Annotated in this window: 22 protein-coding genes; 14 read left to right on the forward strand and 8 right to left on the reverse strand. The window is 73.1% G+C overall.

The genetic code is table 11. The features are described 5' to 3' along the window. Positions 1 to 33: 33 nt before the first annotated feature. Positions 34 to 1,413: an MFS transporter gene (locus QFZ64_RS02955; protein ID WP_307062000.1), complete on the reverse strand. Its 1,380-nt coding sequence runs from the start codon at positions 1,411 to 1,413 to the stop codon at positions 34 to 36. 218 nt (positions 1,414 to 1,631) lie between these two features. Between QFZ64_RS02955 and QFZ64_RS02960 the strand changes: the two genes are divergently transcribed. The 9 genes from QFZ64_RS02960 to QFZ64_RS03000 all read left to right on the forward strand — a co-directional run bounded on the left by QFZ64_RS02960 (position 1,632) and on the right by QFZ64_RS03000 (position 10,543). Beyond that, the gene (locus QFZ64_RS02960) at positions 1,632 to 2,522 is read left to right on the forward strand and encodes a DUF6282 family protein (protein ID WP_307062002.1); all 891 of its coding nucleotides are present in this window, start codon (positions 1,632 to 1,634) and stop codon (positions 2,520 to 2,522) included. Positions 2,523 to 2,621: 99 nt separating this feature from the next. Then, entirely contained in the window at positions 2,622 to 3,536 is a 915-nt protein-coding gene (locus QFZ64_RS02965) for a hypothetical protein (protein WP_307062004.1), read from the forward strand. Then, on the forward strand, positions 3,533 to 4,318 hold the full coding sequence (locus QFZ64_RS02970) for an HpcH/HpaI aldolase/citrate lyase family protein (protein ID WP_307062005.1): 786 nt from the start codon (positions 3,533 to 3,535) through the stop codon (positions 4,316 to 4,318). Before QFZ64_RS02965 ends, QFZ64_RS02970 begins: the two co-directional genes overlap by 4 nt. A gap of 85 nt (positions 4,319 to 4,403) precedes the next feature. Then, positions 4,404 to 5,327 carry a 3-keto-5-aminohexanoate cleavage protein gene (locus tag QFZ64_RS02975; protein ID WP_307062008.1) on the forward strand — a complete coding sequence of 308 codons (924 nt, stop codon included), beginning with the start codon at positions 4,404 to 4,406 and terminating at the stop codon, positions 5,325 to 5,327. A gap of 54 nt (positions 5,328 to 5,381) precedes the next feature. After that, entirely contained in the window at positions 5,382 to 6,155 is a 774-nt protein-coding gene (locus QFZ64_RS02980; RefSeq protein ID WP_307062009.1) for an SDR family NAD(P)-dependent oxidoreductase, read from the forward strand. Next, complete coding sequence (locus QFZ64_RS02985; RefSeq protein WP_307062011.1) at positions 6,148 to 6,393, forward strand: hypothetical protein; 246 nt, start codon at positions 6,148 to 6,150, stop codon at positions 6,391 to 6,393. Before QFZ64_RS02980 ends, QFZ64_RS02985 begins: the two co-directional genes overlap by 8 nt. Before the next feature lie 314 nt (positions 6,394 to 6,707). Beyond that, a complete protein-coding gene (locus tag QFZ64_RS02990) occupies positions 6,708 to 7,655 on the forward strand; it encodes a 5-dehydro-4-deoxyglucarate dehydratase (RefSeq protein WP_307062013.1) in 948 nt (315 codons plus the stop codon). Beyond that, positions 7,652 to 8,926 carry a glucarate dehydratase family protein gene (locus tag QFZ64_RS02995; RefSeq protein ID WP_307062015.1) on the forward strand — a complete coding sequence of 425 codons (1,275 nt, stop codon included), beginning with the start codon at positions 7,652 to 7,654 and terminating at the stop codon, positions 8,924 to 8,926. The genes QFZ64_RS02990 and QFZ64_RS02995 overlap by 4 nt, the downstream gene beginning before the upstream one ends. A 93-nt stretch (positions 8,927 to 9,019) precedes the next feature. Then, on the forward strand, positions 9,020 to 10,543 hold the full coding sequence (locus QFZ64_RS03000; protein ID WP_307062018.1) for a sodium:solute symporter family protein: 1,524 nt from the start codon (positions 9,020 to 9,022) through the stop codon (positions 10,541 to 10,543). A 184-nt stretch (positions 10,544 to 10,727) separates the two neighbouring features. Here QFZ64_RS03000 and QFZ64_RS03005 read toward each other — a convergent pair whose 3' ends face one another. Further along, positions 10,728 to 11,087, reverse strand: coding sequence for an ASCH domain-containing protein (locus QFZ64_RS03005; protein WP_307062020.1), 360 nt, complete (start codon positions 11,085 to 11,087; stop codon positions 10,728 to 10,730). A gap of 322 nt (positions 11,088 to 11,409) precedes the next feature. Beyond that, positions 11,410 to 11,949 (reverse strand): YbhB/YbcL family Raf kinase inhibitor-like protein, encoded by a 540-nt coding sequence (locus QFZ64_RS03010; protein ID WP_307062021.1) that lies wholly within the window; start codon positions 11,947 to 11,949, stop codon positions 11,410 to 11,412. Positions 11,950 to 12,098: 149 nt separating this feature from the next. Between QFZ64_RS03010 and QFZ64_RS03015 the strand changes: the two genes are divergently transcribed. Next, entirely contained in the window at positions 12,099 to 12,827 is a 729-nt protein-coding gene (locus QFZ64_RS03015; protein ID WP_373430536.1) for a GntR family transcriptional regulator, read from the forward strand. A gap of 75 nt (positions 12,828 to 12,902) precedes the next feature. Here the strand turns inward: QFZ64_RS03015 and QFZ64_RS03020 are convergent, their stop codons facing one another. The 5 genes from QFZ64_RS03020 to QFZ64_RS03040 all read right to left on the reverse strand — a co-directional run bounded on the left by QFZ64_RS03020 (position 12,903) and on the right by QFZ64_RS03040 (position 18,088). After that, positions 12,903 to 14,411: a sensor histidine kinase gene (locus QFZ64_RS03020; protein WP_373430537.1), complete on the reverse strand. Its 1,509-nt coding sequence runs from the start codon at positions 14,409 to 14,411 to the stop codon at positions 12,903 to 12,905. Then, a complete protein-coding gene (locus tag QFZ64_RS03025) occupies positions 14,408 to 15,100 on the reverse strand; it encodes a response regulator transcription factor (protein ID WP_307062023.1) in 693 nt (230 codons plus the stop codon). Before QFZ64_RS03025 ends, QFZ64_RS03020 begins: the two co-directional genes overlap by 4 nt. A gap of 82 nt (positions 15,101 to 15,182) precedes the next feature. Next, positions 15,183 to 15,713, reverse strand: a complete 531-nt coding sequence (locus QFZ64_RS03030) for a GerMN domain-containing protein (protein WP_307062025.1) — start codon at positions 15,711 to 15,713, stop codon at positions 15,183 to 15,185. Between the two features lie 267 nt (positions 15,714 to 15,980). Beyond that, positions 15,981 to 17,324: an acyltransferase gene (locus tag QFZ64_RS03035; protein ID WP_307062027.1), complete on the reverse strand. Its 1,344-nt coding sequence runs from the start codon at positions 17,322 to 17,324 to the stop codon at positions 15,981 to 15,983. Between the two features lie 128 nt (positions 17,325 to 17,452). Continuing rightward, positions 17,453 to 18,088, reverse strand: coding sequence for an SGNH/GDSL hydrolase family protein (locus QFZ64_RS03040; RefSeq protein WP_307062029.1), 636 nt, complete (start codon positions 18,086 to 18,088; stop codon positions 17,453 to 17,455). Between the two features lie 789 nt (positions 18,089 to 18,877). Here QFZ64_RS03040 and QFZ64_RS03045 point away from each other — a divergent pair. From QFZ64_RS03045 to QFZ64_RS03060, 4 genes are all read left to right on the forward strand, one after another. Beyond that, a complete protein-coding gene (locus QFZ64_RS03045; RefSeq protein WP_307062031.1) occupies positions 18,878 to 20,515 on the forward strand; it encodes a protein kinase in 1,638 nt (545 codons plus the stop codon). A gap of 116 nt (positions 20,516 to 20,631) precedes the next feature. Then, positions 20,632 to 23,355: a glycoside hydrolase family 97 catalytic domain-containing protein gene (locus QFZ64_RS03050; protein ID WP_373430538.1), complete on the forward strand. Its 2,724-nt coding sequence runs from the start codon at positions 20,632 to 20,634 to the stop codon at positions 23,353 to 23,355. 190 nt (positions 23,356 to 23,545) lie between these two features. Next, on the forward strand, positions 23,546 to 23,704 hold the full coding sequence (locus QFZ64_RS03055) for a hypothetical protein (RefSeq protein ID WP_307062035.1): 159 nt from the start codon (positions 23,546 to 23,548) through the stop codon (positions 23,702 to 23,704). Between the two features lie 180 nt (positions 23,705 to 23,884). Further along, the gene (locus QFZ64_RS03060; protein WP_307062038.1) at positions 23,885 to 25,054 is read left to right on the forward strand and encodes a sensor histidine kinase; all 1,170 of its coding nucleotides are present in this window, start codon (positions 23,885 to 23,887) and stop codon (positions 25,052 to 25,054) included.

Genomic DNA, 25,054 nt, shown 5'->3' on the forward strand with positions numbered 1-25,054 from the left:
GGGGGACCGCGCCCCGCCACCGGGACGGTGCCGTCAGGACAGGGCGGGGATCGTGCTGTCGTCGGCCATGTCGACGTCCTTCGTCTCCGGGCCGATGAGGCCACCGACGCTGATCAGCACGCCGGCCAGCGCGAGCAGCACCGCCGGGGCGAGGTGCGCCGACATCACGCCGTCGAACTGCCGCAGGTAGAACTGGTAGAAGGCCGGCGCGATGAGCGCGAGGCTGTACCCGACGCCGTACCCAGTGGAGCGCACGCTCGACGGGAACCGCTCGGTCAGGTACGCGGCGATCGGACCGAACGTGCCGACGGTGAAGATCCCCATCAGGACGGCCCAGCCGAGCACCGCGCCCAGCCCTCCGCCCGAGGTCATCATCAGCGTGTAGGAGCCGGTGCCGATCACCAGGACCGTCATGCCGTAGCCGATGTAGAACTTCCGTCGTCCGATGCGCTGGGACAGCAGGCCCAGGAAGGGATAGGCCAGGGCGGCGGAGCCGTTGATGACGAGCATGGTCAGGGTGACCTGCCGGCTGGACAGCTCCAGGTGCGCCTTCAGCTGTGCGGGGGTCACGGCCGCCTCCATGTTGGTGGCGAGCCAGGTGCCGGTCATCAGGACGAAGACCTGCCCGAGCGCCCGCGGGTACTTCACCACCAGCCGCAGGAAAGGCAGCTTGTGCCGCTCGCCGGTCACCTCGACCGGCGGTTCGTGCACCTGGGTGAGGTAGTAGCGGAACAGCGCGGCCGCCAGCAGCGCGCCGATCAGGAAGGGCACCCGCCAGCCCCACTGCACATAGCTGCTGTGCAGGTCCCCGGAGTGCATGAGCTGCAGCATCAGCAGGGTGATCGCGGCGATCACGGCGTACGCGGCGGGTGAGGTGGCGGTGATGAGCGAGGCGTACAGGCCGCGCTTGTGCCGCGGGCTCCACTCCATCGCGAGCGGCACGGCGGTGGTGTACTCGCCGCCGAGGAAGACGCCGTCGACGAACCGCAGGGCGATCAGCAGGCCGATCGACCAGGTGCCGATCGTCTCGTGTCCGGGCAGGCAGGCGATGACCAGCGTGGTGACGCCGAAACCGCCGACCGCGACCAGGGTGGTGCGCTTGCGTCCGACGGTGTCGGCGAAGTGGCCGAAGATGATCGCGCCGAGCGGGCGGCCGACCAGGGTCGAGGCGAAGACCAGCGAGGAGAGCATGGCGGTCGTGCTCGCGCTCAGGCCGGCCGACTGGAAGTAGATCATCGCGGGCGCCAGCACCACGATCGGCAGGTAGATGTCGAACTGGTCGACGAAATAGGCAAGGGCCCCGCCGCGCACGGCGGCGCGCACCTTGGCGATGTCCGGACCGTGGACCGGTCCCGGGCGGGGTTCGTCCTGAGCCGCCTGCTGCGGCTGCGTGGCGGGGGTCGGTGCAGACATCGTCGGCCTCCGGGGAAGCGGTCGGCTACGCGCAGCTCACGTGTCGCCACCTACGGTTTACTTCGAACTGCTTGTTCACAAAGCGAACAGTCGCCACCGTAAGCGCGTCTTTCGGCCAGCACAAGACTCCGGACGGGGTTGACATCGGGTCTCATGCTGAACGCATACTTCATAATGCGAACGTCATCGCATCGATGAAGTCGATGAATCGGAGCGCCATGAAGCCGAGCCCCGCTCTCGTCTCTGTCCTCGACGGCCTGGTCGACATGCACGTCCACTCCGGCCCCAGCCCGTTCCCCCGCCGCTTCGACCATGTCGAGGCCGCGCGTGACGGCGCCCGGATCGGACTGCGCGCCATGGTCGCCAAGTCCCACCACCACAACACCCAGATGGACATCCTGGCGATGAAGGACCGCTTCGCCGAGGTGGCCGCCACCGCGTACGGGGGCATCGCCCTCAACAGCACGGTCGGCGGGCTCAACGTGCACGCCGTGCGCATGTGCCTGCGCATGGGCGGCAAGATCGTCTGGTTCCCCACCATCTCCTCCGGCCGGCACCTGGAGTGCCACCCCGAGGACGGGTCCTTCCCGACCACCACCGTGCCGCTGACGCTGGAGCGCATCGACATCGTCGACGAGCGCGGCGAGCTGAAGCCCGAGGTGGGCCAGATCCTCGACGAGATCAAGGAGCAGGAGGCCGTCGTCAACGGCGGGCACATGTACCCCGAGTACATCCGCACGCTGTTCCAGGCCGCCAAGGAGCGCGGGATCACGCGCATGGCCGTGAGCCACCCCGACTTCGTCATCGGCGCCGATCCCGAGCTGTGCCGCGAGCTCGTGGGCCTCGGCGCGTACATCGAGCACGAGTGCGCCATGTACGACCCCGAGGGGCCCGAGCGGTGGGACCCGCGGCAGCTCATGAACTGGATCGAGACCATCGGCCCCGAGCACACCGTGCTCGCCTCCGACCTCGGCCAGGCCGCCAACCCCAAGCCGGTCGACGCCTGGCTGCGGGTGGCCGGCGCGCTGCTCGACCTCGGCCTGCCGGAGAAGGACCTGCGCCGCATGGTCCGCGACAACCCGTCCTACCTCCTCGGCCTGGACGACTGACCGGCCTCCCGGGACGGCCGACCGGCCCTCCCCGGCCCGCGCCGCACCACCGCACCACCCCCGCACCACCCCGCCCCGCACCGAAGGGACGTCACCACCGTGTACGCCAAGGACGACCCGCGCTCCTCGCTCGCGACCGCGACCGCGAGCGCACCCCGACCGGACGCCGGCGACGCCATCGCCGCCGCCCAGTACTTCGACCTCCGCACCCTCGCCGCACCCGACGTCGCCACCGCCGAGGGGCGCACGGCGGTCGTCCGCGCCCAGAACGTCGTGCTCGTGCACACCGACGCGCGGGCCGGCGACGACCTCGACAACGGCGCCCTCGACGGCGAACTCGCCGTGGTGGTCACCGACGACTCCCCCGCCTTCTCCGTCCGCACCGACGAGGGCGAGACGCGCGTCGACGGGCCCGGACTGGTGGTGGTCCCGCCCGGCGCCTCCCGGATCACCGTGCACGGCGACGGCCCGCTGGTACGCCTCGTCGAGGCCGGCGAGCAGGCGTGGCGGGAGCGGGCCGTGAACGCCGACGCCTACGCCGAGGACCACCCGCGGGTCGCACCGCTGCACCGGTGGCCGGAGCCCGCCGGTGAGCGGGCGGTCAGGTTCTACCCGCTCTCGGAGGTGCCGGACGAGCCCGGCCGGTTCGGCCGGATCTTCCGCACCCGCGCGTTCATGGTGAACTTCCTGCCTCTGCAGGACGGCCCGCGCGACCCGCGCCGGCTCTCCCCGCACACGCACGACGACTTCGAGCAGCTCTCCCTGGCGATGCGCGGCACGTACACCCACCACATCCGTACTCCCTGGCTCAACGACAGCACCGGCTGGCGCGAGGACGAGCACGTGACGCTGGGCAGCCCGTCCCTGGCGGTGATCCCGCCGCCCACCGTGCACACCTCCGCGGCCGCGGATCCGGGAGTGAACCAGCTCATCGACATCTTCAGCCCACCGCGAGCCGACTTCTCCGCCAAGCCGGGGTGGGTGCTCAACGCCGACCACTACCCGACGCCGTGAGCGCGCCACGACGCACGGGCGCCGGGCTGTTCTCGGCGGACCGCACGCACACCCCGGTCGGCACCTGGCTGAAGATCGCCTCGGGCGAGCCCGTGGAGATCATGGCGTACGCCGGATTCGACTTCGTCGTCATCGACCTGGAGCACGCACCGCTCGACCTGCAGACCGCCTACCGGCTGATCAACTCGGCCGCCGCGCTGGGCATGGTGCCGTGGGTGCGGGTGCCGGACTCCACCCCCTCCACCATCCAGAAGATCCTCGACGCGGGCGCCATGGGCATCCTCGTCCCGCATGTCGACACGGTCGGGCAGGCGGAGGCCGTCGGGCGCGCCTGCCGGTTCCCGCCGCACGGGGTGCGCGGGGCCGGCGGGACCAGCAGGGCCGGGGCCTGGGGGCTGCGTCCGGACGCCGAGTACCGGGCCGTCGGGAACGACGACGTGCTCTGCGTCCCGCAGTTGGAGAGCGCCGAGGCGATCGGGGCGGCGCCGGAGATCCTCGCCCTGGACTGCGTGGACGCGGTGTTCGTGGGCGCCGCCGACCTCTCCATGTCCCTGGGTACGACGCCGGGCTCCCCCGAGGTGCTCGCGATGATCGACTCGGCGACCGAGGCGGCGCACGCCGCGGGCAAGCGGCTCGGGCTCGCGTTCGGGGGCATGCCGGAACGCGCCGCGCGGGCGGTGCGCGAGGGCTGTGACTTCGTGCTGCTCAGCAACGACACCTCGATGCTGGCCGGGGCCGCGCGCGGACTGGTCACGGCGTTCCGGGAAGCGGAGAAAGCCTGATGCCACGGAGGTCACCACCACCGCCCTCACCCTCATTCCCTTCACACTCCGCACATCCCGTGCATCATACGAACAGGAGGAACAGATGCGGAAGGCCGAGAAGGTCATCATCACCACCGCGGTGACGGGCTCCGTGCACGTGCCGTCGCAGAGCCCTCACCTTCCGCTCTCCGCGGCCGAGGTGGCCGAGTCCGCGCTGGCCGCGGTCGAGGCCGGATCGGCGATCGTGCATCTGCACGCCCGCCTGCCGGACGGCCGCCCCACCGCCGACCCCGAGGTGTTCGAGGAGATCGTCCAGACCGTCACCGCGCGGACCGACGCCGTCATCAACATCACCACCGGCGGTTCCTCGGCCATGACGATGGAGGAACGGCTGGCCGCCCCGCTGCGCCTCCGGCCCGAGCTGGCGTCACTGAACATGGGCTCGATGAACTTCGTGTACGCGGGGATCGCCGACAAGGTGACCTCCTGGCGGCACGACTGGGAGAAGCCCTACGTCCTCGACACCTACTCCGCGCCGTTCGTCAACACCTTCGCCTCCATCGAGCACACCCTGCGCACGCTGGGCGAGTTCGGCACCCGGTTCGAGTACGAGTGCTACGACATCGGGCACCTGTACTCCCTCGCCCACTTCGTCGAGGCGGGCCTGGCCGAGCCCCCGCTGCTGATCCAGGGCGTGTTCGGTGTCCTCGGCGGCATCGGGGCCGACCATGCCAACCTGCAGCACATGGTGCACATCGCGGACAAGCTCTTCGGCGACGACTACTCCTTCTCCGCCTTCGCCGCCGGCCGCGACCAGTTGCGGTTCGGCACGCACAGCGCCTGGCTCGGCGGCCATGTGCGGGTCGGGCTGGAGGACAGCCTGTGGCTGGGCAGGGGGCGGCTCGCCGAGACCAACGCGCAGCAGGTCGAGAAGATCCGCGCCGCCGTCGAGGACCTCGGCAAACCGATCGCCACCCCGGACGAGGCCCGGAAGGTGCTCGCCCTGCGAGGCGCCGGGACCCGATGAGCACCTGGCCCCCGCACACCGCCGTACGAGCAGCACAGGAAGGACACACAGGACATGCCCGAGGAAATGAGTACCCGGCCACCGCTCGCCGGCAAGGTCGTCCTGGTGGTCGGCGCGAGCCTGGGCATCGGGGCCGACGCCGCGCGCGTGCTCGCCGCGGACGGCGCCGCCCTCATGCTCGTCGCCCGCGGCGCGGAACCGCTCGCCGCGCTCACCAAGGAGCTCACGGAGCGGGGGCACGACGTGGCGTACACGACGGGCGACATCTCCGACCCGGCGAGCGTGGCCGCGTTCGTCGACGCCACCGTGGACCGGTACGGCCGGCTCGACGGGTCGTACAACAACGCGGCCGTCACCCAGGGCGGGCGACTCGACCAGGTCCCGGAGGAGGAGTTCGACCGGATCATGTCCGTGAACGTGAAGGGCACCTGGCTCTGCCTCCGCGAGGAGGTGCGGGTCATGGAGCGGCAGGGGTTCGGCTCGATCGTGAACACGAGCAGCATCGGGGGGCTGCGCGGCAGTTCCGGGATGGGGGCCTACCAGGCGACCAAGCACGCGGTCATCGGGCTGACCCGGACCGCCGCCCACGACTTCGGGCCGCTCGGCATCCGGGTCAACGTGATCGCCCCCGGGCCGACCGAGACGCCGATGCTCGCGCAGACGCGCCTGGCGATCCCCGGCGGGGTGGAGGCGCGGATCGCCGCCACCCCGCTGCGCAAGGCGGGCACGGGCAGTGAGGTCGGCGCGACCGCGGCCTTCCTGCTCAGCGACCGGGCGAGCCACATCAGCGGGGCCGTACTGCCGGTCGACGGTGGCTTCAGTGCCTGAGACCACCGGCCCGGCCCCCGGCACGGCGCCCCCCGAGCCGGACGGACGAGTCGAACGGTACGGCGTCGGCAGGCGTGCCGGTGGCGGCAGGCGGCTCGGGCGCCGCGTCGGCGGGAAGGCCGGGGCCTTCCCGGCCGGGCCGTTCGGCGGCGTGAGGCAGAGCGGCCCGGGGCGGGAGGGCGGCTGCGCGGGCATCCTGGAGTTCCTCGAGGAGAAGTACCTGGCACTGAGCGCGTGACCAGGTGACCGCATGACCAGGTGACCGCGCGACAACACGAGCGGACTGTCGCACAACCGCATACCGAGCGCACCCGGCGGCCCGGCACGGAGCACCCGTGCCGGGCCGCCGCGTCGTGCGCGCCCGGCAGTGACGCGGCGGCGGTTCGAAACCTTTCCCGTCGCGCCCGCGCCCCCTCCCCCGGGCCCCGTGGACACCTCCTTGTCCGGCATCCCGTTTCCACATCGCGTCCCCATGGTGAAAACGGAGCCGCGCACACGCCTTGACCCTGGCGATCCGGCGACCTTACATTCCCCGAGTCATTCGTCACCGTGATGCATGTTCATGTATGTGGTCAGCCAGTGGATGAGGTCTTCGTGCTCCAGGGCATCCTGTTCTTCCCTGTCACCCCGTTCGGGGTGGACGGTTCGGTCGATATTTCGAAACTTTCGGATCACCTCAAGACGGGGATCGAGTACGGCCCGGGCGGGGTCTTCGTCGCCTGCGGCACCGGCGAGTTCCACGCCCTCGGCGTGGAGGAGTACGCCGAGGTGGTGCGCGCCGCGGTGCGGATGGTGGACGGCCGGGTGCCCGTGTTCGCCGGTGCCGGCGGCTCCCTCCCGTTGGCCCGGCAGTACGCGCGGGCTGCGGCGGAGGCCGGCGCCGACGGTCTGCTGCTGATGCCCCCGTACCTGGTGGCGGGGCCGCCGGCCGGGTTGGTCGGGTACGTCCGCGAGGTCGTGGCGGCCACGTCGCTGCAGGTGATCGTCTACCAGCGGGCCAACGCCCGTCTCGACGTGCCCTCCGCCCTGGAGGTGGCCCGCATGCCTCGGGTCGTCGGTCTCAAGGACGGCACCGGCGACCTCGACCTGCTGTCGCGGATCGTGACGGCGGTCCGGGCGGACCCGGCCACCGGCGGCCCCGGCTTCCAGTTCTTCAACGGCATGCCGACCGCCGAGGGCACCCAGCTCGCCTACCGGGGCATCGGCGTGGACCTGTACTCGTCGGCGGTGTTCTGCTTCGCCCCCGAGATCGCCCTCGCCTTCCACCGGGCGGTCACGGACAGGGACGACGACAAGGTCCAGCGGCTGCTGGCCGGCTTCTACCACCCGCTCATCGCCCTGCGCGAGCGCGTGCCCGGCTACTCGGTGTCCCTGGTCAAGGCGGCCGTCCGACTGCGCGGACCGGACGTCGGCGGGGTACGGCCGCCGCTGGTCGACCCGACACCCGGGGACCTCGCGGAACTGGAGCGGATCATCGAGCGCGGGGAGGACATCCGATGAGCGAGGCACTGCGGATCACCCGCGTCGACATCACCCCCGTGGCGTTCAAGGACCCGGCCCTGCTCAACGCCGTCGGCGTCCACGAGCCCTACGCGCTGCGCGCGGTCATCGAGATGCACACCGACCAGGGGCTCACCGGGCTGGGCGAGACCTACGCCGACGAGGGGCACCTGCGCCGGCTGCGTACGGCCGCCGACGCGCTCGTCGGCATGGACGTGCACGACCTCGGCCCGATGCGCCGGCGCGTGGCCGAGGTGCTCGGCGGGGACAGCGGCAGCGACGGCCACGGCCTGACCGGAATGATCACCACCAGCAGCACGGTGGACCGGGTGTTCTCCCCGTTCGAGGTGGCCTGCCTGGACATCCGGGGGCACGCCACCGGCCGCCCCGTCAGCGACCTGCTCGGCGGCGCCGTCCGCGACCGGGTGCCCTTCAGCGCCTACCTGTTCTACAAGTGGGCCGGCCACCCCGGGCAGGAGCCCGACGACTGGGGCGCCGCGCTGGACCCGGAGGGCATCGTCGCGCAGGCCCGGCGCATGGTGACGGAGTACGGCTTCACAGCGATCAAGCTCAAGGGCGGCGTGTTCCCGCCCGAGCAGGAGGTGGCGGCGGTCCTCGCCCTGCGCGAGGCGTTCCCCGGGCTGCCGCTGCGCCTGGACCCCAACGCCGCCTGGACGGTGGAGACCTCGCTGAAGGTGGCACGCGACCTGGACGGTGTCCTGGAGTACCTGGAGGACCCGACGCCCGGTCAGGAGGGCATGGCGCGGGTGGCCCGCGAGGCCTCCATGCCGCTGGCCACCAACATGTGCGTGGTCGCCTTCGACGAACTGCCCTCCGCGGTGCGCTCCGACGCCGTGCGGGTCGTCCTCTCCGATCACCACTATTGGGGCGGCCTCCACCGCTCCAAGCTGCTCGCCGGGATCTGCGACACCTTCGGCATGGGGCTGTCCATGCACTCCAACTCCCACCTCGGGATCAGTCTCGCGGCCATGACGCACCTGGCCGCCACCACCGAGAACCTCACCTACGCCTGTGACACCCACTGGCCGTGGAAGGACCCCGCGGAGGACGTGATCGCGCCCGGCGCGCTCGGCTTCCGTGACGGCTCCGTCGCCGTGCCCCGCACCCCGGGCCTCGGGGTGGAACTGGACCGTGACGCACTGGCCGGGCTGCACGAGCAGTACCTGCGCTGCGGGCTGCGCAACCGGGACGACACCGGGTACATGCGCCGGCTCGACCCGACCTACGAGAAGAAGTCACCGCGCTGGTGACACCGGGCGGCAGCCGCCCCCGACGACCCACCCCCCTCCGGCACTTCGCACCCTTCCCGACTCCCCGCTCCCTCACGACAAGAAGGTCCTCTTATGCATTGGCTGGACTGGACCACCCTCGGCGCCTACTTCGTGGTGATGCTCCTCATCGGTGTGTGGTCGCACCGGCGCGTGCACAACGTCTCCGACTACTTCACCGGCGGCGGAAAGATGCCCTGGTGGCTCACCGGCATCTCGCACCACATGTCCGGTTACAGCGCCGCCGTGTTCGTGGCCTACGCCGCGGTCGCCTACAACTACGGCATCACCGTCTACGTCTGGGCGTTCCTGCCGCTCGCCCTCGGCACCGGCGTCGGTGCCTTCCTCTTCGCCCCCCGGTGGAACCGGCTGCAGAAGCGCTTCAAGGTGGCCTCGCCGCTGGAATACCTCAAGCGCCGCTACAACGTTCCCACCCAGCAGGCGCTGGCCTGGAGCGGTGCCGCGCTCAAGGTGTTCGACGTGGCCGCCAAGTGGGCCTCGGTGGCGGTGCTGCTGAAGGTCTTCACCGGTATGTCCATGACCAACGGCATCCTGCTGACCGGCGTCATCACCCTGCTGTACTGCACGGTCGGCGGACTGTGGGCGGACGCCCTCACCGAGTTCGGCCAGTTCATCATCCAGGGTGTGGCCGCGCTGTCCATGATGTGGGTGGTCCTCGACCGGCTCGGCGGCATCTCGGGCCTGGGCACCCTGTGGGACCGGCTGCCCGCCGGGCACACCGACCCGCTCGTCGGCCCCTACACGGCAGGCTTCCTCACCGCGTACGTCGTCGTGAAGCTCTTCGAGTACAACGGCGGCATGTGGAACCTGGCCCAGCGGTACATGGCCACCGACTCCCCCCGGTCCGCGCGTCGTTCGGCCGGCCTGTCGGCCGCGCTCTACCTGGTCTGGCCGGCGATCCTGCTGCTGCCCGCGGTGGCCGCGCCGGTGCTGATGCCGCACGTCGCCGACCCGCAGCAGACCTACGCGCTGATGGCGCAGTCCTACCTCCCGATGGGCCTGGTGGGTCTGACCCTGGCCGGCATGTTCTCGCACACCATGGCCATGGCCTCCTCCGACGCCAACGCCGTCTCCGCCGTGGTCACCCGGGACATCCTGCCCGCCCTCTTCCCGAGCTTCCGTGACGCGAGCAGCGAGCGTGGTCTGCTGGCGGGCCGGGTGTTCACGGTCGTCTTCATCGCCGGCTCCATGGTCGTGGCCATCGAGGCGGACCACTTCGGCGGTGTCCTCGGCATCATCGTGGGCATGGTCGCGGCCGTCATGGGTCCGATCTCCATCCCGATGCTGCTCGGACTGCTGCCCGCTTTCCGGCGCTGCGGACCGCGGGCGGCCCTCGCGTCCTGGGGGCTCGGGCTCGGTGGCTACTTCTTCGTCAAGTACGGCCTGGACGGGGCCTCACAGACCACGATCATCGTCACCCCGCTGGTGACCTCGCTCCTCGTCTACACCGTGCTCGGCCTGGTCCTGCCGGAGCCGAACGCCGAGGCGGACGCCGTGGTGGCCGCGGTCTCCGGCGGTCCGCAGGACCCCGTACCGGGCACGGCCGCCGCGCAGCTGCCGGTGGTGGAGCAGGCCTGACGGCAGGCCCGACACCGGGCTTGGTCACGGCAACGGCCATGGGCGGCGCATCGGAGGGACGCGGGGCGAGGTGCCCGCGTGTCCCGCCCGGTGCGCCGCCCATGGCCGTCCGCGGCAGCCCACGGCCGTCCGAAGGTGTCCGCGCGGTCGTCGCCGGTGCCTGTGTGGTCGATCGGCCGCCTGTCTAGTCGTTGATCCGGAAGGTGACGACATCGACCTCGTCGGTTCCCGCCAGATCCGGGTAGTGGATCTTCAGGACTTCCCGGAGTTCGCCCGCGGCCGTCAGCCCCTCGGCCCGGGCGTCCTGGTCGGTGAGGTCGCTGACCGAGCAGTGCCTGATGTCGGTCACCTCCGCCGGCAGTACGACCTCGGGGTCGCTCTCGAACACCAGTCGTGCCGGGCCGAGTCGGGCCGGGTCCCGGAAGCGGGTGGTCCTCGTCTTGGCGCCGGAGCGGACGCCTTCGAGGTAGCGAGGATGGAACCGGATGGCCGGGGAACCGGCCGTCTCGGTGTCCCGGCTGAGCGAGGGGTCGAGGTCGTTCATGCCTTCCGGGGGCCATCGCCGGGCCGGCGGCGAGCACGGACCTGAGCCCGGCGGGCGTGGGCACGATGACACGCATGACGGGGGCCGGCGTCGGTATGCGCACTCGTGGTGCGGCGTGCCGGCTCCACGAACTCACGCTCGTCGTCGTCGAGAGCTCGTGCGGATGACGGTACGTACACGTTCCCGGCCTTCCCTCCGTCGGCGGTCACCGAGGAGCCTTCCATGCCGCGCGGACGGGCTCCACGGGATTTCGGTGCCGCCCCGCCACCCGTCCGCACGGCCCTCCACACGGCCCTCCGCCGTCCGCCGTCCGCCGTCGAGGTCAGGCGGGCGTCTCGGCCGTGGCGATCAGGACCGCGCGGCCGAGGATGTGGCCGGCCATGGTGAAGCCGAGGACGGCCGGGGTGGCGTCGGCCGGGACGCCGACGGACTCCACGTCCAGTGCGTGGACCACGACGAAGTAGCGGTGCGGGCCGTGGCCGGCCGGCGGGGCGGCGCCGATGTAGCGGGCGGCCCCGGAGTCGCCGGGCAGTTGGAAGGCGCCCTCGGGCAGGCCCGAGCCCGTGTCGTCGCCCGCCCCTTCCGGCAGTGCGGTGACGGAGGCCGGGATGTCGGCGACCGCCCAGTGCCAGAAGCCGGACCCGGTCGGGGCGTCGGGGTCGTAGACCGTCACCGCGTAGCTCCGGGTGCCCTCGGGCGCGCCGCTCCAGGAGAGCTGCGGGGAGACGTCCTTGCCGCCGGGGACGCCGAAGAGGCCGGAATACTGCTCGATCGGCCACGCGGCACCGTCGGCGACGGTGGTGCTGGTGACGGTGAAGGCCGCCGCCTCGGGGAGGCGGGCGAAGGGGTCGTTGCCGGTCATGGGGTGGTTCCTTCCACGGTTCGTCTCACGGGTCGTCGCAGAGCGCGGCACGGCGCCGCGCCCTGGCGTGGCCGGCGGGTCCGCTGCGGCCACACCATCGACGATAGCAGCAATAATCGATTATCCAAGCCATCGTCTATGCTTGCCTCATGACTGGAGCACCGGCCGGCCCCCCGGCCCCCACGGCGAAGCGGATGCTTTCGGAGCAGGTGTACGGCCGGCTGCGCGACGGGATTCTGCGCGGCGACTTCCTGCCCGGGCAGGCCCTCAAACCGCAGGAACTGGCGGGAACGTACGAGGTCAGCCTGGCGGTGGTGCGCGAGGCGCTGGTCCGGGTGGTCGGGGACGGACTGGCCGACCGGCTGCCGAACCGGGGCTTCGCGGTGCCGCCCTTCTCCGACCGGCGCTGGCAGGAGATCGCCGAGGCCCGTCGAACCGTCGAGCCGGTGCTGCTGCGCATGGCCGTCGCGCGCGGGGACGTCGACTGGGAGGCGCGGGTGCGCGCCGCCCATCACCGGCTGTCCCGTACGCCGGTGACGGCGGCCGGGGAGGGCGGGTTCTACAGCGCCGAGTGGGCCGAGGCGCACCGGCTGTTCCATCGCACCCTGCTGGACGGCTGCGGCAACCCGGTACTGATGGACACCTTCGACCGGCTGTGGACGGCGAGCGAACTGATGCGCCGTTGGGCCGGTCCACACTCACCCGGCCGTGACCACGTCCGCGAGCACGCCCGGCTGGAGGAGACGGCTCTGGCCCGGGACGCCGACACGGCCGCGGCCGTCCTCGACCGCCACCTCACCCTCACCGCCGCCGCCCTCGCTCCCGCTCCGGACGCCGATGCCGTCGACGCGTCGGCCAGGGTGCGCGGATCCGGCTGACGGTGTCGCCGATGCCGCACCCGGTCGGCCGCAGCAGAAGGAGAAGCAGGAGGAGCGGCTGCGCGCGGTGCCGTCTCACGCGGGGTCACGCGGCAGGGTGAGGGTGAACACCGCTCCTCCGTCAGGGGAGTTGGCGGCGGTGAGGGTGCCGCCGTGCAGCCGGGCGTTCTCGGCGGCGATGGCCAGGCCCAGGCCGCTGCCCTCGCTGCGGGTGCGGGCGGTGTCGCCCTTGGTGAAGCGGTCGAAGACGTGCGGGAGCAGATCGTCGGGGATGCCGGGGCCGCTGTCGTGCACGGTGAGGACGAGCCGGCCGGCCTCCGCGCGGGCCCGAAGCCGCACCCGTGTCCGCGGGCCGCCGTGGCGCAGGGCGTTGCCGGTGAGGTTGGCCAGGACGACGTCGATGCGGCGCGGGTCCAGGCGAGCGCGCAGACCGTCGGGCACGTCCACCGCGACCCGGTCCTGCCAGTGGCGCAACGCCAGTGTCTTGTGCAGGAGTTCGCCGACGTCGATCTCGTCGGGGTCGAGCCGGGCGGCGCCGGCGTCGAACCGTGAGATCTCCATCAGGTCCTCCACCAGGTGCGCGAGTTTGCGGGTCTCGTCGGCGACGAGGGTGATGGCCTCGGAGGTCTCGGCACCGAGGTGGCCCGATGCCGCGTCGTCGTCGAGGAGGCCCGTGACCGCGGTCATCGCGGCGAGCGGGGTGCGCAGTTCGTGGGAGACGTCGGCGGCGAACCGGCGCGCCCTGGCCTCCATGGCCCGCAAAGTGGCCGCGTCCTCCTGGAGGGTGGCGGCCATGATGTTGAACGCGCCGCCGAGGTCGGCGAGTTCGTCGCGCCCGGTGACCTCGATGCGGGTGTCGAGGTCACCGGTGGCCATGGACTCGGCGGCGGACCGCAGCCGCCGTACCGGACGCAGCACCCGGCGTGCGGCCAGCAGCGCGGGGATCAGTGCGGCGAGCACGACGGGCAGGGCCCCGGCGCGGGCCGCCCGGACGAGGGAGGCGACGTCCTGTTCCTGGGCGGTGAGGGAGAAGGTGGCGTAGACGACGAGTCCGGAGGGCCGGTCCGGGTGGTCGGCCGGGACGACGGGCACGGCGACGGCGAGCCGGGGCCGGCCGTCCCGGTGGTAGCGCTGCACCAGGGCCGTGGTGGCGCGGGCGGCGCGGTGCGCGAGACCGGCGGGGAGGTCGGGGCCGGGACGCCGGGGGGTGACGAGGGTGCCGTCGCGGTAGGCGGCGGCGACGCGCCAGTCGCGTGCGCCGCCGGCGCGGTCGAGTTGCAGGGCCAGGCCGCGCAGGTCCGCCTCGGCGGGCCGGGCGGGCAGATCGGGGGCGAGGGAGGCGGCCTGGGCGCGCAGGTCGCGTACCGCGTTGTCCTGGGCGCGTTCGAGGATCGCGGTGCGCGCCTGGTGGAAGGTGAGCGCGGCGGTGGTCAGCGCGCTGAGCGCGGAGACCAGGACGAAGGTGACGACGAGCCGGGTGCGCAGGCCGCCCGCCAGGAGCCGACGCCTCCTCGCGGGCCGACGGGGCTCGGCCGGCCGCCGCTCCTCGGCCGGCCGCCGGTTTTCGGCGCTGCGCCGCCTCACAGCGGGCCGAACCGGTAGCCGAAGCCGCGCACGGTCTGGATGTAACGGGGGTGGCGGGGGTCGTCCTCGGTCTTGGCCCGCACCCGCATCACACACGCGTCCACGAGCCGCGCGTCGCCGTAGTAACTGTGCTCCCACACCTTCTCCAGCAGTTGCTGGCGGCTGAAGGTCCGCTCCGGCCACGCCGACAGGAACAGCAGCAGCTTGAGTTCCGAGGGCGCGAGGGTCACCTCCGTGCCGCGCCTGCACACCCGCAGGGCGACACGGTCGATCTCCAGGTCCGCGTACGTGGTGGGCTCGCCGCCCGCCGGGGGGCCGGGTTGGGAGGGCGCGAGACGGCGCAGCACCGCGCGCATCCGGGCCTCGATCACCTCGGCGCTGGAGGGCTTGACGATGTAGTCGTCGGCGCCCGCCTCCAGGCCCACGACCACGTCGATGTCGTCGCCGCGGGCGGAGAGGATGACGAGGGGCACCTGGCTGGTCTCCCGGATGCGCCGGCACACCTCCAGACCGCTCATGCCGGGCAGCATCAGGTCCAGCAGGACGAGGTCCGGCGGGTCGGCGGCCAGCGCCTCCAGACCGTCCTCGCCGGTGGCGACCGCCTCGGTCTCGTGGCCCCGGCGCCGCAGGCCCAGGGTGACCCCGCGCCGGACCGCGGGGTCGTCCTCGATGAGCAGGACTCGTGTCATGGGCCGCGCCTCTCCGTTCGCCTCGCCACTCGTCGTGTGCGCCGCCCTCCCGGGAACGGCCGTGTGCCGCCGCCGCTGGTGGTCAACGCGCTCCGCCCGCCGTCTCGACGGGGGCGGCCGCGCCGTCCACGGGGGCGGCCGCGCCGTTCTCGTCGCACCGGACGGACCACGCGTTCCCGGCGATGCCCGACTCGTGGACACGTACGGTCACGTCCGCCGGGTCCCGGCCGCCCGGGATGCCCGGCGCGGCGGCGGCCGTGCACACCAACTGGTCCACCGCCGCACGGTCCAGCTCCGCCACCACCCACGGCAGGTACAGGTCCACGGCCCCCGTCGAGGCCCGCGCACGCACCACGTGCGTGCCCGTGGGCACGGCGGTACGCAGCCCGCGTCCGCGCTCCGCGCGTGTGGGACCGTCCAGCAGTGCGTCCAGCGCGGGCTGCGGCCCGGTCGCCCCGTCCGGCGCCGGGCGGGCCACGGGCCAACTGCCGTTCGCGGTGAGGAAGTACACCCGGAGCAGCCCCTCGCCGTCCGTGGTCCGCCGCCCCCGGGCGGGGGCGCCCGCCGCGAGCGGGCCGGTGTCCTGGACGCCGCACCCGGTGAGCACGGCCACCGCCAGCAGCAGCCCGACGCCGACGCGTCCGCGACGGCCCGGCCGGTACCTCCGGGCCCACGCCCACGGGCGGTACCGGAGCCGCGGGCAGCACCGCACCCGCGCGTGCTCTCCTCGGTGTGCACGCTTTCCTCGGTGTGCACGCTCACCTTGGTGTGCCCGAGCGCTCCGCATCGCCCCGCCTCCCTCCCTTGCCCTGCCTGTCCCGGCGCCGTCCCGTCCCCGAGCGTCGTGCGTCGTGCGTCGTGCGTCGTGCGTCGTGCGCGCCTACGGTGCCATCAGCCGGTTCAGACGGTCCACGTCGACCGTCCCCGCTCCGGGGTGCGGGCGCGGGATCACCGCCCATACGCCGGTCGCGACGACGGCCGCCACGGCGAGCGCCGCCACGCCCCGGCGCCCGGTGGCCCAACGGGCCCGGAACCGTACCGGATCCTCCACCAGGTGCTTCGACAGGGCGGCCGCCGTCAGCGACAGGCCGATCAGCACGGCGGTACGGAGCCATCCTCCGAAGCCGAGCACACTCGCGGGCAGCAGCAGATACACCGGCCAGTGCCACAGGTACAGACTGTAGGAGAGTTCCCCCAGCCGGACCGGCGCGGTGCCGCCCACCAGTCGTCCGGTCCGGCCGCGCGGTGCGGCGGCCAGCAGCGCGACGAGCACCGCCGCGCCCAGCGAGTGCAGGAACATCCCGCCCCGGAACAGCCCGGGGGCGTGCTGCCCGTCGGTCAGCGCCCAGGAGACCACCAGCCCGCACAGCAGCAGCGCGGACAGCGTGTCCGACACCGCCCGCGGGAGGCGTCCGGTCAGCGAGGACACCGGCGCGGTGGCGGCCGCGGCGCCCAACAGCAGCGCGAACGCCCGGGTGTCGGTGCCCTCGTAGGCGCGTGTGGTGTCCACGGTCTGCCCGAGGTGGAGCATCAGGACCAGGGAGACGACGGCACCCGCGACTGCCAGTCCCGCCACCCGCCGCTGACCGGCCCGGCCCCGCCCGGCGAGCGCGACCAGCAGCGGCCAGACGACATAGAACTGCCACTCCACGGCGATGCTCCACAGGTGGGAGTAGAGCCGGGTGTCGGCGGCGTTCCAGTAGCCGACCTGCTCGGCGATGAAGTGCCAGTTCACCGCCTGGGCCGCTGCCCAGGGCGCGTCGTCGAGGGCGAACGCGAGCTGGGTGGGTGTGCCGAAGGCGTGGGCCAGCAGCAGCCCGGCGACACCCATGACGAGCAGCGCGGGCAGCAGACGGCGTGCCCGGCGCCCCCAGAAGGCGACCGGCCGGATCCGGCCGTGCCGTCCGATCTCGTCCAGCAGGAGCCCGGTGATGAGGAAGCCGGACAGGACGAAGAACAGGTCGACACCGAGGAATCCGCCGCGCAGCCGTCCGGCGTGGAAGAGCAGGACGGCCGCGACGGCCAGCCCCCGCAGACCGTCGAGGGGAGCCAGATGCGCACGACGGACGGGGGTGGAGGCAGGGGTGCCGCCGCCGGGACCCGGGAGACGAGCGGGTCGGTCGGGGCCCTCCGGACTGTCAGGGCCGACGGGACTGTCAGGGGCGGCGGGACTGTCAGGGGCGGCGGGACTGTCAGGGGCGGCGGCCAGACGCTGGTGAGCCATCGGGTTCCTTCGTCGGAGGCGTCGGGAGAACGGAGGGGACAGGGGCGGGCCCATCAGGGATTGGAGCCGGGCGGGGCCGGGGCCGCCAAGGCCGGGGCCAGGGGTGGCGGCCGGGGCGGGGACCCGGCTCAACCGCAGCCGAGCTCGGCGTAGCGCCGGTCCCCCGCCCATCCGTCCTCGGCCCACCGCTCGGGCGCGGCGGGCGTGAAGTCGTAGAGGGCGCCGAGCCGTTCGGTGAACCACTTGGCGAAGCCGGCCGAGCCCTGCTGGCACGAGTGGATGCCGTCGGAGGAGCGCTGGGCCCTGGCGGCGGTGCCGTCGGTGCCCCACAGCTTCGACGCGTCGAGGAAGTGCACCTTCTGCGCGTGCGCCTTCGCGACCGCCTCGGCGGCTTCGGGCGCGCTCTTGATGGCGTCGGTGTGCCTGGCGTAGAAGTCGTCGATCTTGTACGGCGGCGCGGACACGAGCACGAGCTCCGCCCCGGCGTCGCCGGCCGCCCTGGCGAGCTTCTCGTAGGAGGCGCGCTGCTGTGCGGGGGTGCCCCAGTCGTAGGTGGTGATCTGGTAGGCGAGCACGTCGGGACGGAACGAGGCGAGGTCCTTGCGCAGTTGCTTCCAGGTCGACCGGGCGAGCGCCGTGCTCATCCGGTCACCCTCGACGACGGTGCCGCCGCCGTCGGAGGAGTCGTTCTTGAAGGAGGCGCCACTGGCCTTCAGCGCGGCGCCGAGTGGCGGGGCCTCGACGCCCGCGATGGAGTCGCCCACCCACAGGACCTTCGTGTCCGTTCCGCTCCCCGATTCACCGGCGGGGGCGGACGACGACGAGGCCGCCCCCGTCGTCTTCGTCCCCGTCGCCTCGTCGTCGCCGCAGCCGGCCAGTGCGCCGAGGGTGCCGACGGCGGCCAGCAGCGCGGCGGCCGACAGGGTGGAACGGCGGCGCCGCGCGCGGGAAGGGCGGGAAGGGCGGTGGCGAGGCGGGCGTTGGCCTCGGTCCGGCGGGCGTCGGCCTCGTCGCGGCGGATGTTGTTCGTCCGGATTCGCATGGCAGGAAGCTCACCAGGCGCGACGGCCCGTCGGCCGCGTTGTCATCCGTTGCTCACACAACGGGAGAGCGCCCGTCACACACCCCGGCGGGCCGCTTCCGCCGCCGCGTCCCGGAGCCGGGCGGGCAGTTGTGACGCATACGTCGGCAACGGTCGCGGCCCGCGGCCCGCGGCCGGGTGACCGTCCGTGGGACATGTGTGCCGGACCGTGTCCGCCTCGGGCGGTGGCACGCGCACCCCGGGCCGATCCCCTCAACGCCCCTGAGATGCCGCTCTGTTGAGTCCGGGCGACACAGCAGGCACCGACCCCTTGGTATGTCATCCGGGCCACCGCTCGTGGCCTATCATGACGCTGCCTCCATCATGATGGGCCGTGGGGCCCGCGAGTTGCCCGAAGCCGCAGTCGGTACGCACGGCCGACCGGATGGAGAACGTTGTTCACGCGTAGCCGAGCCGACGCCACAAGTGCCCCGCCGGCTTCGGGACATTGCCCAGAGGGAAGGCGAAGTCGGTGCATCCACCCCAGGAGACGGATCCGGAGCAGATAGGCCGCTACCGCGTGATACGTCGGCTCGGTCAGGGCGGCATGGGGCGGGTGTACCTGGCACGCTCCCCGGGGGGACGCCCCGCCGCGGTGAAGGTCATCAACGAGCATCTGCAGCACGACGAGCAGGTGATGAGCCGGTTCCGCCGCGAGGTGGAGACGCTGGCCACCGTGCGCAGCGCATTCACCGCCGCCCTGATCGACGCCGAGCTGGAGACGCCCCCGTTCTGGCTGGCCACGGAGTACGTGCCCGGGCCGACGCTGCACGCGGCGATCGTGGACGGAGGGCCGTTCCCGCCGGATCTGGGCCGGGCCGTGCTGGCGGCCCTGGCCGAGGGGCTGGCCGACCTCCAGGAGCACGGGGTGTGGCACCGCGATCTCAAGCCGCACAACGTCATCCTGTCCGCCACCGGGCCCCAGTTGATCGACTTCGGTATCGCCCGGACCATCGGCGCCTCCGAACTCACGCAGGTGGGCAGCTGGCTGGGCACTCCCGGCTACATGGCGCCGGAGAGCATCACCAACGGTGACACCGGTTCCGCCTCCGACGTCTTCGCCCTCGGCGCCACCCTCGTGTTCGCCATGACGGGCCGCCCGCCCTACGGCGAGGGCTCGCTGGCGACGGTGTCGTACCGGGCGGTGCACCAGGACGTCGATCTGAGCGGGGTGGACCCGGGCATCGCCGAGCTGATCGCGGCGTGCATGCACCGCGACCCGGAGCAGCGGCCCACGCCGCAGCAGATCATCGACTGGTGCGCGTCGGGCATCGATCTCGTGCAGCATCCCGCCTATCAGAAGGCGCTGGCCGTGAACGGGGCGGCGACGCCGGTGGAGAACGCGACGGTCGCCGCGGGCGTGCGCCAGGAGCTCGCCGCGGGTGTCCCCGCCGCGCCCACCGTCGTGGCCACCCGGTTCGAGGCCGCGTCCGGTCCCGGTGCGGGCACCCCGGTACCCCCCGGCTTCGGCCCCGCACCGGTCGTCGGCGCGGGTGCTCCCGTACCGCCGCGCCGGAGCAGGAGCCGGCTCCTCGTCGCCGGTGCCGTCGCGGCGGTCGTGGTGGTCGCCGCGGTGGCCGGCACGCTCGCCTACCGGGCCTCGCAGGACGACTCCCCCGGTCACCGGAAGCCGTCCGCCGCCGCCGGCCGGAAGTCGCACCAGGCGGGCGGCGTGTCCAAGAACCCGGCGGCCGGCCGGCCCGCCGGGAAGGCGTCCCCGGACACCGACGCGTCCCCGGACACCGACCGGCCCGCGAGCGCCCCGGCCGCCGACGCCCCCCGCAACGTCTCCGTCAACGCCCCGCACACGCTGGAAGTCGGCCAGTTCCTGGAGAACGCGACCCGCAAGCTGATCATGCAACCGGACGGCAACCTCGTCGTGTACGACGAGCAGGGGCACGCCCGTTGGGCCAGCCAGACCTTCGGCGAGAACTACACCGCGCAGTTCCAGGAGGACGGGAACCTGGTGGTCTACGCACCCGGCCACAAGGCCATGTGGGCCAGCAACACCCAAGGGCACGAGGGCTCCGTCCTGCTGCTGCTGGAGAACGGCAACGTGGTCGTGCAGCACGGCTCCGACGTGCTGTGGCAGACCGGCAGCGATCACTGAGCTGCCCCCCGTTCACCTCTCGTCCGCGCCTCCGGGGCCAAGTGCCCACGGGGGCGCGGGTGGTTGGCGGGGCGTGGGAGAGGGGAAGGGTACTCGCGGAACCAGACAGGACAACGATGTCAGTCATTGGACGGAGGCCCTCGGTGCGCAGAGCATCGCCCGGTTCGCGTCATCCCTTCCTGCCCGCCTGGACCCTTGTGGTGCTCGGCTTCCTGCTCGCCCTCGGCCCGCTCACCCCACCCGCCCACGCGGCCACCACCGGCAGCGCGGTCAGCGGCGGCGGGAGCGGGAGCGGCTGGACCGTGAAGCAGCCGGGGAAGGCGCACGACGGTGTCTCGGCCGTCGTCCGCCTCGACCCCGCCGACGGAACGGTGACCCTCGCCGCCCGCAGGGGCGGCACGACCGTACTCGAACCCGCTCCCGTCGGCCTCGTCACCCGGGCCGCCGACCTCACCTCGGGGTTGCGGCTCGTCTCCCGCCGCACTCGGCAGGTGAGCGAGCACTACACCATGACCACCGGCAAGCGGCTCCGCCGTACCGTGCGGGCCACCGAGACCCGGTTCTCCTTCACAGGTGCCGGGGACGCCCGCCTCGACCTCCTCGTCCGGGCCTTCGACGACGGTGTCGCGTACCGGTACGTACTGCCCGCCCGGGGCGAGGTCACCGTGGTGCGCGAGGCGTCCGCGTTCAGGCCGCCCGCCGCCGCGCGTGCCTGGCTGTCGTCGTACACCCCCAACTACGAGCGCACGTTCGCTCCGTCCGGCGCGGCGGACGCCCCGGACGGCTCCTACGCCTACCCCGCGCTGTTCCGCACCGGCGGCACGTACACGCTGCTCACCGAGTCCGACGTGGACGGGCGCTACGACGGCAGCCACCTCGTCCACCAGCGGGGCAGCGCGGAGTACACCGTCGCCCTGGCCGACACCTCGGTCACCTCTTCCGGGCCCCTCGCCACGCCCTGGCGGACCGCCGTGATCGGGGACCTGGCCACCGTCACGGAGTCCACCCTGGTGGACGACCTGGCCCCGCCCTCCCGCATCGCCGACACCTCCTGGATCCGGCCGGGCAAGGTGGCCTGGTCCTGGCTGGCCGGCTTCGGCGCCGCCCAGCGCAGCCTGGCCACGCAGGAGCGCTTCGTCGACTACAGCGCGGCCCACGGCTGGCCGTACACACTGGTGGACGACGGCTGGAAGACCACCGACTGGATGCCCCGGCTCATCGACTACGCCCGGGCGCGGGGCGTCGGCGTCCTGCTGTGGGTGCACTACACCGACGTGGACACGGCCGCCGAACGCGCCGAGTTCCTGCCGAGGGTGAAGAAGTGGGGCGCGGCCGGGCTGAAGATCGACTTCATGGACTCCGACTCCCAGGAGCGCTTCGCCTGGTACGACGACATCCTGCGGGACACCGCCCGGGAGAAACTGCTGGTCGACTTCCACGGCGCCACACTGCCCAAGGGCATCCAGCGGACCTGGCCGCAGGTGATGACGATGGAGGCGGTCTACGGCGCCGAGCAGGGCAACGTCCCCGCCGCCGACCTGGCCACTCTGCCGTACACCCGCAATGTCGTGGGGTCGATGGACTACACCCCGATGGGCTTCCAGTTCGGCACCCGCACCGTCTCCGACGCCGCCGAGCTGGCGCTGTCGGTGGTGTACGAGTCCGGGTTGCAGAACTTCGCGGGGTCGGTGGAGGCGTACCGGGACCGGCCGGAAGTGGAGCGGTACCTGGAGCAGGTGCCGGCCGTCTGGGACGAGTCGCGGCTGCTTTCCGGGGAGCCGGGGCAGGACGCGGCGTTCGCCCGGCGGCGGGGCGCTCGGTGGTTCCTCGGCAGCATCAGTGCCGGGTCCGCCGGGGAGCGGGAGGTGCCGCTGGACTTCCTCGGCGGCGGGAAGTGGCTGGTGGAGGTGGTCCGGGACGGCGACGACGGGCTGGTCCGCGAGCGGCACGTGCTCACCCGGCACGACACGCTGCGGGTTCCCACGCACGAGCACGGCGGCTTCGCCGCGCTGGTGTGCCGCGCCGTCCCGGGCCGTGGCACCTGCGACCGGCCGGTGTCCCGGCTGCCGCTGACCGCGCTGACCGTGTCGCCGCAGAAGGCGGACGTCGAGGCGGGCGCCTCCGTCGAGGTGACGGCGCGCTTCGCGGTGGAGGAGTCCGGGCCCGCCCGGGACGTCGCCCTCACCCTGCGCGCGCCGGACGGCTGGTCGGTCGAGGACGGTACGGCGACCCGGGCCGCCCGCGTGGACACGGGCGGGGAGCTGACCGGGCACTGGACCCTGCGGGTCCCGGCGGACGCCGCGGAGGGCGGCCGGGACCTGGTGGTCACCGCGGCGTACCGGGCACCTGCCCGGCCGGGGGTCCTGAAGGTGACCCGCACGGTCCGCGCGTACGTCTCCCCACCGGGCGTCGACCATGTCAGTGACCTGCCGTTCGTGTCGGAGAGCAACGGCTGGGGTCCCGTCGAGCGCGACATGTCCAACGGTGAGACGGCCGCGGGCGACGGCGGACCGCTCAGCATCCGGGGCACCGTCCACGACAAGGGCCTCGGGGTACACGCCTCGAGCGAGGTCGTGGTCGACCTGGACGGCGCCTACCGGCGGTTCACCGCTGCCGTGGGCGTGGACGACGAGGTGAGCGGCAAGGGCAGCGTCGTCTTCGAGGTGCTCGGCGACGGCCGCACCCTCGCCACCACGCCGGTACTCACCTCCGCCGACGCGGCCCGTGCGCTCGACGTCGACGTCAGCGGGGTGCGGCGGTTGACGCTGCGGGTCACGGACGGCGGGGACGGTGTCGACTCCGACCACGCCGACTGGGCGGACGCCCGGCTGGTCTCCTGAGCGGACCGGCGGCCCGGCGGCGGTGCGTCGCACACCGCCGCCGGGCCGCCGTGTCATGCCTGAGGAGGGTGTCCGCGGCCGCCGGGTACTCGTTCCTCAGTACCCGGACTGCCGTAGCGGCGAGGACGACGGGAGGGGTTCCGCCCGGCAGCCTTGAGGGGTTGGCGCGACGGATACGGAGACCCCTTCCATGGCGACCTCGGTGAAGGACGACGAAGCGGTGGCGGATGAGCCGTCGGTCGGGGTGGGCGAGGCCCTCGACCGCCGGCCCGTCGCTCCCCCGCCTGCGCTGGACGCCGCGCGGGACGCCGGAACACCGCGCCGCACGCCGTGCGGAACACCGCCGTGAGCGCCCGAACGGGCCGTCACCCGCCACACGCCTGAGAGGCCGCGCACCCCCGGCAGGGCCGCTCGTGCCGGGCACGGACGGCCCCGGCCCTGCCCCGTCCGGCTCCGCCCTCGCGGGGCGGCTGGCGCGCGGCCCGCCGGGTGACCCACCATGGCCGCACCTGACCCATCGGAGACATCCATGCTCACCAGTTGGCGGCGGTTCGCCGACCGCTGCCCCCTCCTCGTCGAGTCGGCGTTCCTGCTGCTGTTGCTCCTCATCACCGTCACCCAGAGTGTCCGCTCCGGTGACGGCGAGTGGATCGTCCCGGTCCTCGCGAGCACGGCCGCGTGCGGGGCCCTGCTGTGGCGGCGCACTCAGCCGGAGCGGGTCGTGGTGATCGCCGCGCTCTGCACCGGCGTGGCGGGCGGCAACAGTGACGAGGTCTCCGCGCTGCTGCTGCTCCCGGTCGTCGTCGCCCTGTACGAACTGGCCGTTCGGAACCCCGAGCGGATCGCCCGCGCGTACTGGGCGGCGGCGTACGCCCTGGTGGTGCTGCCGACGCTGCTCCCCGGCCCGAACGACCAGCCCGGGGCGCAGACCGCGGTCCTGAGCGCCTTCTGGACCGCGCTGCCCGTCGTCCAGGGCTCGGCCGTCCGGGCGCGGCGGGCGTATCTGGAGGCGGTGCGCACCCGCGCCGAGCACGCCGAGCGCACCCGGGAGGAGGAGGCGCGCCGCCGGGTCGCCGAGGAACGGGTCCGTATCGCCCGCGAGCTGCACGACGTCGTCGCCCACCACATGGCCCTGGCCAACGCCCAGGCGGGAACGGCCGCGCACCTCCTGCGCACGCGTCCCGACGAGGCCGAGCGGATCCTGGCAGAGCTGGGCACCACCACCTCCTCGGCCCTGCGCGAACTTCAGGCCACCGTCGGCCTGTTGCGTCAGTCCGACGATCCCGACGACGCCGGCGACCCCCTGGAGCCGTCCCCCGGGCTCGCCCGGCTCCCGGAACTGGCCACCGCGTTCGCCTCCGCCGGGCTCCACGTGTGCGTCGCGGTCGACGGGGAGGAGCGGTCGCTGCCGCCGGGGGTCGACCTGACCGCCTACCGGATCGTGCAGGAGGCCCTCACCAACGTCACCAAGCACACCACCGCCGGCACAGCGGAGATCCGCCTCGCCTACTCGAACGACCGGCTGACCCTCACGGTCAGCGACGACGGCGGTGCCCTCCCCCACCCGCCGGCGCCCAGCGGCGGATTCGGGCTCGTCGGCATGCGTGAGCGCGCCCGGACGGCCGGCGGCAGCCTCCGGGCGGGGCACCGCCCCGGAGGCGGCTTCGCCGTCATCGCGGAACTCCCGCTGCCCACCTGA

The sequence above is a fragment of the Streptomyces sp. B3I8 genome (assembly GCF_030816915.1).
Taxonomy (GTDB): domain Bacteria; phylum Actinomycetota; class Actinomycetes; order Streptomycetales; family Streptomycetaceae; genus Streptomyces.

What these genes read in the sequence shown, in the direction of transcription:
- QFZ64_RS02975 (WP_307062008.1), top strand. Translation starts at nt 4,404, where the DNA reads ATGCGGAAGGCCGAGAAGGTCATCATCACCACCGCGGTGACGGGCTCC.
- QFZ64_RS02980 (WP_307062009.1), top strand. Translation starts at nt 5,382, where the DNA reads ATGCCCGAGGAAATGAGTACCCGGCCACCGCTCGCCGGCAAGGTCGTC.
- QFZ64_RS03000 (WP_307062018.1), top strand. Translation starts at nt 9,020, where the DNA reads ATGCATTGGCTGGACTGGACCACCCTCGGCGCCTACTTCGTGGTGATG.
- QFZ64_RS03035 (WP_307062027.1), bottom strand. Translation starts at nt 17,324, where the DNA reads ATGGCTCACCAGCGTCTGGCCGCCGCCCCTGACAGTCCCGCCGCCCCT.
- QFZ64_RS03025 (WP_307062023.1), bottom strand. Translation starts at nt 15,100, where the DNA reads ATGACACGAGTCCTGCTCATCGAGGACGACCCCGCGGTCCGGCGCGGG.
- QFZ64_RS02955 (WP_307062000.1), bottom strand. Translation starts at nt 1,413, where the DNA reads ATGTCTGCACCGACCCCCGCCACGCAGCCGCAGCAGGCGGCTCAGGAC.
- QFZ64_RS03010 (WP_307062021.1), bottom strand. Translation starts at nt 11,949, where the DNA reads ATGACCGGCAACGACCCCTTCGCCCGCCTCCCCGAGGCGGCGGCCTTC.
- QFZ64_RS02990 (WP_307062013.1), top strand. Translation starts at nt 6,708, where the DNA reads ATGCATGTTCATGTATGTGGTCAGCCAGTGGATGAGGTCTTCGTGCTC.
- QFZ64_RS03015 (WP_373430536.1), top strand. Translation starts at nt 12,099, where the DNA reads ATGACTGGAGCACCGGCCGGCCCCCCGGCCCCCACGGCGAAGCGGATG.
- QFZ64_RS02960 (WP_307062002.1), top strand. Translation starts at nt 1,632, where the DNA reads ATGAAGCCGAGCCCCGCTCTCGTCTCTGTCCTCGACGGCCTGGTCGAC.
- QFZ64_RS03050 (WP_373430538.1), top strand. Translation starts at nt 20,632, where the DNA reads ATGTCAGTCATTGGACGGAGGCCCTCGGTGCGCAGAGCATCGCCCGGT.
- QFZ64_RS03060 (WP_307062038.1), top strand. Translation starts at nt 23,885, where the DNA reads ATGCTCACCAGTTGGCGGCGGTTCGCCGACCGCTGCCCCCTCCTCGTC.
- QFZ64_RS03055 (WP_307062035.1), top strand. Translation starts at nt 23,546, where the DNA reads ATGGCGACCTCGGTGAAGGACGACGAAGCGGTGGCGGATGAGCCGTCG.
- QFZ64_RS02995 (WP_307062015.1), top strand. Translation starts at nt 7,652, where the DNA reads ATGAGCGAGGCACTGCGGATCACCCGCGTCGACATCACCCCCGTGGCG.
- QFZ64_RS03005 (WP_307062020.1), bottom strand. Translation starts at nt 11,087, where the DNA reads ATGAACGACCTCGACCCCTCGCTCAGCCGGGACACCGAGACGGCCGGT.